Genomic DNA, 6858 nt, shown 5'->3' with positions numbered 1-6858 from the left:
GTTGAAGAGATTAAAACGCGTCAATTTATAGAAACCTCACCCTACAAAGGGTTAAAGAAATTTGAGCCAGAAGACAAAGATCTATTTTTTGGTCGTGACCAATTTCTCACAGGTTTGGTTAACGAACTAGAACAAACGAACTTAATTTTACTTTTAGGAGCTAGTGGTAGTGGCAAGTCATCAGTGGTGCGAGCGGGTTTAATTCCCTGGCTGTCACAGAAATGGCGATCGCGATTTGTACACCTGACGTTTACCCCAGATAGTGACCCTTTTGAATCTTTTTATGCCAGCTTACTCAGTAAATACAAGCAGACAGAAGCCCAAATTGCCCGTGAGGCTAAAGCTGGTACGCTCACTCAGGTGGTAAATCGCCTGAAGCAGCCTGATGATTATTGGCTCATCTTTATTGACCAGTTTGAGGAGCTGTTCACCACCAGTCAACCTGGTAAACGTGACCAGTTTATCAACAGCTTGGTGGAATTGAGTAAAACTAAGCAGCGTTCTGTCAAAATTGTGGCGACAATGCGGGCTGATTTTCTTGATCACTTAAGTCCTTATCCCCAGCTTGTCAAGGCTACAGATAAACATCGTCCATTCATTGCTGAGATGCAACGAGATGAATTGCGGTTAGCAATCGAACAGCCTGCTGCTCAGCATGGGGTGGTGTTTGAGGTGGGATTGGTGGAGGAAATCATCAAAAATGTGCAGCGACAGGCAGGATATTTGCCCTTGTTGCAATACACGCTGAATTTAGTGTGGGAAACAGAAGTTAAAAATCACGATATTCAGGATCGCACACTCAATATCAATACCTATCGGCAGTTGGGTGGCGTGTGGGGCGCACTCCACCAACGGGTTGAGAAAATTTACAACAACTTGACAGAAGTAGAACAAACATGCGTGCAACGCATCTTTTTGAGGCTGGTTGAGATTGGTGGGGAAGAAGAATCGGGAACTGAGTGTAAACCCGTTCGTAGACGGGCGATGCGATTTGAGTTTAACGATCCACTCGAACAAAAAGTGTTGACTCAGTTGATTGATCAAAACTTGTTAGTGAGCAATCGTCAACCTCAGTCTGAAGTCTCCACCGTGGAGATTGCCCATGAAGCTTTACTGACATCTTGGACACGCTTGAATGAATGGATTGGAGGAAATCGTCAGGCGATCGCCCTCCGCAACCGTTTGAATGAAGATGTGGCACAGTGGCAAAAGACGAAAGCAGATGATGAACTGTGGAGTGGCTCAAAACTAGAGCAAGCTTTGGAACTTAAACAGAATCAAGTATTTAATCAGGTTTTGGGTGGCTTTTGTGACGCAGCTAATCAGTTTATTGATGCAAGTGTAGGACGACGCGATCGCCAACGCCGCCGAACGGTTACTAGACTATCTGCTTTTTCCGCTGTGGCATTAGCGCTAGCTGCTTTCTCAACCATTCAGTATCACAGAGCCGAAACAGGTCAAATCGCTGCTCTACGGCAAACCTCAGAAGCTCATTTTGCCGCCAATAGAAATACGTTGGATGCTCTACTGGTCGGCTTAGATGCTGCCAAGCGCTCAAAATCACAAATTTGGGGCAATGCCAATCCACAAACCCAGAGTGAAATACAGGCAACATTGGGGGAAGCGGTTTACTGGACGCGAGAGCGTAATCGTCTGGAAGGGCATCAGGACATTGTTCAAAGTGTCAGTTTTAGCCCGGACGGTCAGATGCTGGCTACAGCCAGCTATGACAACACTGTAAAACTATGGCGTTCTGATGGCAGCCTGATTGCGACTTTACAAGGACACACACAGCCAGTCATGAGCGTCAGTTTTAGTCCCGATGGAAAAATGATTGCTTCTGGTAGCCAAGATGGAACGGTCAGGCTTTGGGATCGCAATGGCAAGTTAATATGGTTTATCAAAGCTCATAATAACTGGGTTTTAAGTGTCCGCTTTAGCCCTGATGGTAAAACAATTGCCACTGGCAGTGAGGATAAAACAGCGAAATTGTGGGGACTTAACGGTCGGTTTCTCAAAACTCTAAGTGGACATCGCGGATGGGTAAGGCAGGTGAGTTTTAGTCCTGATGGGAATCGGATTGTCACGATTAGCGAGGACAAGACGGTAAACCTTTGGACACGAGACGGGAAGCTGCTCAAAACTCTCACCGGACATACTGGCCCTGTCAAAAGTGCAGACTTCAGCCCAGATGGTAAGATACTTGCAACTGCTAGCCAGGATAAAACGGTGAAACTCTGGAATCCACAGGGTCAACTCCTAAAAACCCTTCCGCATCCCGAACAAGTTTATAGTGTTAGTTTCAGTAGCGATGGAACAATTGCCTCTGGTAGCTTCGATGGAAAAGTAACCCTTTGGACGCGGGATGGCACACGGCTTGAGACATGGGCAAGTCACGAGGGACGAATTCCCAGTGTAGATTTCAGTCCAGATGGACGGATTCTTGCAACTGCTGGTAATGATCGCAGCATAAAGCTCTGGCAGGTGAATCGAAGCTGGCTGACTATCCTAGCAGGACATGAAAACTCTGCAAATAGTGCAAAATTCAGCCCAGATGGTAAACGGGTAGTGAGTGCAGGTAGTGACAAAACGGTAAGGTTATGGAGTACAGAAGGCAAGTTAGTCTCTACTTTGCCTGGGCATACAGACGAAGTCTTTGGCGTAAGCTTCAGTCCAGATGGACGAACAATCGCTAGTGCCAGTGTTGACAAAACTGTAAAACTCTGGAGTACAGATGGAAAATTGCAGAGAACTTTGTCAGGTCATCAAGATACTGTTAATACCGTTAACTTTAGTCCAGATGGACAAATAATTGTCTCTGCTAGTGACGATAAAACTGCCAGACTTTGGAGTCTAGATGGTAAACAACTTAAAATTCTCAGAGGACATAGTAGCGCAGTATTGAGTGCCAGCTTTAGTCCTAATGGAAAAATAATTGCCACTGCTAGTGATGATCGGACAGTCAAGCTATGGACTTTAGACGGTACAGAACTTAGAACGCTGTCGGGACATAAAGGTCGAGTTTGGAATGTTAGTTTCAGTCCAGATGGGCAAACGCTTGCTACAGCTAGTGATGACAAGACTGTAAAACTCTGGAGTTTAAACGGAAACGTAATAACAACGCTGAAGGAACATACTACCACCGTGCTTGATGTCAGTTTTAGCCCAGATGGACAAACAATCGCCACTGCCAGTAGTGACCGGACTATCAAACTTTGGCGACGGGATGGAACTTTAATCACAACTTTGAGTGGACATCAGTCTGATGTGAATTCTGTCAGTTTTAATCCCAATGGTAAACGGTTAGTGTCTGCTGGCACAGATGCAATTGTATTCCTATGGGATGTGTCAGATTTGAGTTTGAAGGAGTTGCAGGCAAAGGGATGCACCCAAGTCCGTGATTATCTAAAAACGCACTCAAATGTTTCACCTCATTTATGTAATTAATGTAATTTTTGCTCAAAAAGGAGAAAGAAAATGGAAAAGAAAGAAACAACATGGATTCCAGATGATCCCGATATGAAAAAACACAAGGGTGACCAAACAGACCAACAAAAGCCAGAAGATAGCAGTACACAGGAGGGTGACCAAACAGACCAACAAAAGCCAGAAGATAGCAAGAAAGAAGTTACAGAAGCAGAATGGCTGGCTACTGGACGCTTGGGTATAGAGTTCAAGAACGACCGCCAGGATAAAAATAGAGGACGTGGGCAATGATGAACGATCATAAAGTCAGGTAAAACTGGAGGCAAGTCATTTCTGAGAAAACTGTCTTTTTCTCATTGCACCCTTTGTGACCAATATAGTTCAGATAATCACTAGCCCACAGACCCGGTTTTTTCAACAAACCGGGTTTCTTTAACTACCACACTACAAGTTTGAGTTTTAGCCAGTTTTTTTGTACAACTCACTTTTGATGAGTGCTTTTGCTATAGAAGCCTGATAAATTAATCCTACCTTATTTAGGGCGATTGCCCTTCGGGCAGTGCGCTCTGCGCGATCGCTCTACGTAACTGATAATTATGGCAACCTCATAGATGCAATTCATTCCCTAACAACTTGAATTTCATCAAGTCGATTAATCACCACATCCGCACCTTTAACATTCTCCGCCTTCCCTACCCAAGTAATACCAATGCAACCAGCAGCTTTGGCATGACGCGCCATTTGCATATCACCCACAGAATCTCCTACCATAAGCGTGGCACTTGGTTCCACTCCTAAAGCTTGGCAAGCATTCACAAATAAAATTGGATCTGGTTTACTTGGACCTTCATCGACTCCCATTTCTAGTTGAATGTAATCACTCAATTGATGATTTTGGACAAACGCACGCACTTCTTCGGTTGTCGCGGCTGAAAGAATCCCCAATTTCAGTCCTGCTTCCGAGAGAGACTTTAGCACTTCCAAGCTACCGACAAACAAAGGTGAAGGAGTCTTGCCAACATATTTTTCCGCGTCTTCCAAAGCTTGACGAGATATCGTTAAAGATTCAAACCATCCCCGCCCAGTTTCCGCAATATAAGCAGCGGCGGCGACTTCTGTTTCGCGACGACTCGCCACCGAAATTAAACCCGCTGGATCGAGGCGATCGCCATTCACACCAAACGCCATTAACAATGGTTCCCCAATTCCAGGAATTTGCGCGTCTATCATTCGTGCGCCTCTTTGTGCGAGGGTACGCAAATAAGCTTCAGAATCTTCCAGAGTCCCGTTTTTATCAAAAAGAATCGCCTGGATATTGGAAAACGTCACATTTCTACACTTAATTGTTGCCAAAATAGACCTCTCGCGATCGCTCAACCAAGAATCATTAAAACCTGTTTTCCGTAGTATTTCACTAGCACTCACCCAAGTTGGCTGCGCTCTTTGGAAGCACTTTCTCCCCTATAGTAGAAGCAAAGATGTTTCTAAAAACTCGTTTGACAGCCCTATGGCTCGTACAGGTTATACCTTACCAGTATTTGCAGTAGCGGCGGCTAAAGCTGCTTTGATGCATCTGCGTGAAAAAATCGATTCTCAACTGTCCGTTGAGATTGACCTCCTGCCTGAAAAAGCAGAAATTCCCATTTCTCAGGTTGCAGCTTTAGATGCTCAAAGTGCCTTAGCAGTGACACTGAGCGATCCAGGTGATAACTTAGATTTAACAAGGAACACGCCCATTTGGGCTTGGGTGAGGTTGTCCCAAAGCCAATCTCAACCTCTGATTTTAGAAGCGGGTGAGGGTTTGGGAAAAACAGCCTCTGGAGAAGCAGCAATTTACAACTATGCCCGTCGCTTGTTTGATGCTAATTTACTGCCTCTCATTCCCCCAGAGCAAACGGCAACGGTGACGATTATTCTTCCCGAAGGTCGTCAACTAGCGAAACGTACTTCCAATGAAGCCTTTGGCATTTTAGAGGGATTGTCTTTATTGGGAACCAGTGGAATTTCTCAACCCCTGTCTGCGGCTGATCACCTAGAAGAATTTCGGCTGTCGTTGCAGGATAAAGTCAAAATTTGTCCTAATCTCGTATTTTGTATTGGTAGCAATGGTATGCAAGTCGCACAACGTTTACGCATACCAGAATCGGCAATTGTGCAAACAGGCAACTGGATTGGTGCGTTGTTGGTAGAAGCTGGGCTGTACCAAGCAAGTTCTGTTTTATTGCTGGGATATCAGGGTAAACTGATTAAGCTGGCAGGTGGCATTTTCAATACATCTAGTCATTTAGCAGATGCCAAATTAGAAATTATTAGTGCAGCGGTGGTTACAGTTGGCGGAGATTTACAAGCAGTGCAAGCAGTTTTAGATGCTAAGACTGCTGATGCAGCACACAAAAAATTGATAGAACTGGGCTTGTCGGAATCAGTATTTGGGATACTGGCGGAAAAGATTAGTCAGAAAGCTCAAGCTTACGTGCAAAAATATGCCAATGTTGCCCTTAAAGTTGGGACTGTTTTGTTTGACCGTAAAGGTGAAATTATCAGCCAAGACTCACAAGCAAAAGAACTGTTAGTTATTCAATCGTCAGATTAGTCGTGCTAGTCGAGTGATTTTGTTGCTGAGATTTACGCAGCGTGATAAATGCGAGGATACCCACAACTGTCAGGTAAATACGTTGTAACCAGGCATTACTCAAGCTAAGGGTCATACGCCCTCCAATAATTCCACCTATAAACATAGCAAGACCAAGAATCATACCTAGTTGGTAATCTACTATTCCATGCTTTATAAATATTAGGGTGGCAACAAGTGAGGAAAATACATTAATGACTTTGGTCGTAGCTATTGCTTGAATAAATGTCATACGAAATAGCATAATGTAGGCTGCTGTTAGCAAAGTCACGTAACCGCCACTGAAAAAGCCACCGTAAATACCAAGCACGAAAGTGACTATATACCCTGCTATTTCTGCTATCCGTGAAGGTATTCCCACAGATGGAACGACTCCAGCATTTCGGTTGGCAATTGACAGCACAGCAACTGCAATCATTGAAATAGAAATAATAAGTGGCATTGATTTTGACGGCACAATAAGAACAAGTAATGCTCCCAAAATTGAGCCAGCCAGTGTTAGGACTATCAGTAGTGGTAAGCGAAGTGTATCAATCACTTTTTTACCAATAAAAGGCAATGTACCTCCAATACTCATTAAGGTTAACGCCAACATATTAGTCGCAAGGGCAGTGCGCGGTTCAACTCTAAACTCAAGCATGACTGGCACGGTAATGAGGGAAGTGCTACCACCAATCACACTGATAATGCTTGCTATTAAGAAAACCGCAGCAAGCATGATTATTTGGATAACAGTCATGAGATGTTGCTTTTATAATGAATTTATTTTTGAGGAATATTCCAGTTAGGAACAGTAATGA

At 44.2% G+C, this 6858-nt stretch carries 5 protein-coding genes; 3 read left to right on the top strand and 2 right to left on the bottom strand.

The annotated features are described in order from the left end of the window. Together V5G28_RS10925 and V5G28_RS10920 are read left to right on the top strand one after the other, a co-directional pair. A partial coding sequence (locus tag V5G28_RS10925; protein WP_332992606.1) for an NACHT and WD repeat domain-containing protein occupies nt 1-3447 on the top strand: 3447 nt, incomplete at its 5' end. A 30-nt stretch (nt 3448-3477) separates the two neighbouring features. Further along, the gene (locus V5G28_RS10920) at nt 3478-3717 is read left to right on the top strand and encodes a hypothetical protein (protein ID WP_332992604.1); all 240 of its coding nucleotides are present in this window, start codon (nt 3478-3480) and stop codon (nt 3715-3717) included. A gap of 327 nt (nt 3718-4044) precedes the next feature. On the opposite strand, the gene V5G28_RS10915 is transcribed toward V5G28_RS10920, so the two are convergent. Next, nucleotides 4045-4779: an HAD family hydrolase gene (locus tag V5G28_RS10915; protein WP_332992602.1), complete on the bottom strand. Its 735-nt coding sequence runs from the start codon at nt 4777-4779 to the stop codon at nt 4045-4047. Between the two features lie 154 nt (nt 4780-4933). Between V5G28_RS10915 and cbiD the strand changes: the two genes are divergently transcribed. Further along, nucleotides 4934-6019 carry a cobalt-precorrin-5B (C(1))-methyltransferase CbiD gene (cbiD, locus tag V5G28_RS10910; protein WP_332992614.1) on the top strand — a complete coding sequence of 362 codons (1086 nt, stop codon included), beginning with the start codon at nt 4934-4936 and terminating at the stop codon, nt 6017-6019. On the opposite strand, the gene V5G28_RS10905 is transcribed toward cbiD, so the two are convergent. Continuing rightward, nucleotides 6000-6797: a sulfite exporter TauE/SafE family protein gene (locus V5G28_RS10905; protein ID WP_332992600.1), complete on the bottom strand. Its 798-nt coding sequence runs from the start codon at nt 6795-6797 to the stop codon at nt 6000-6002. The two genes, cbiD and V5G28_RS10905, sit on opposite strands and share 20 nt — an antisense overlap. Nucleotides 6798-6858 lie beyond the last annotated feature (61 nt).

Source organism: Scytonema sp. PRP1, assembly GCF_036697665.2.
Lineage (GTDB): Bacteria > Cyanobacteriota > Cyanobacteriia > Cyanobacteriales > Nostocaceae > Kalymmatonema > Kalymmatonema gypsitolerans.
The sequence above is the reverse complement of the archived record's forward strand: the minus strand, read 5'-3'. Positions and strand labels throughout refer to the sequence as shown.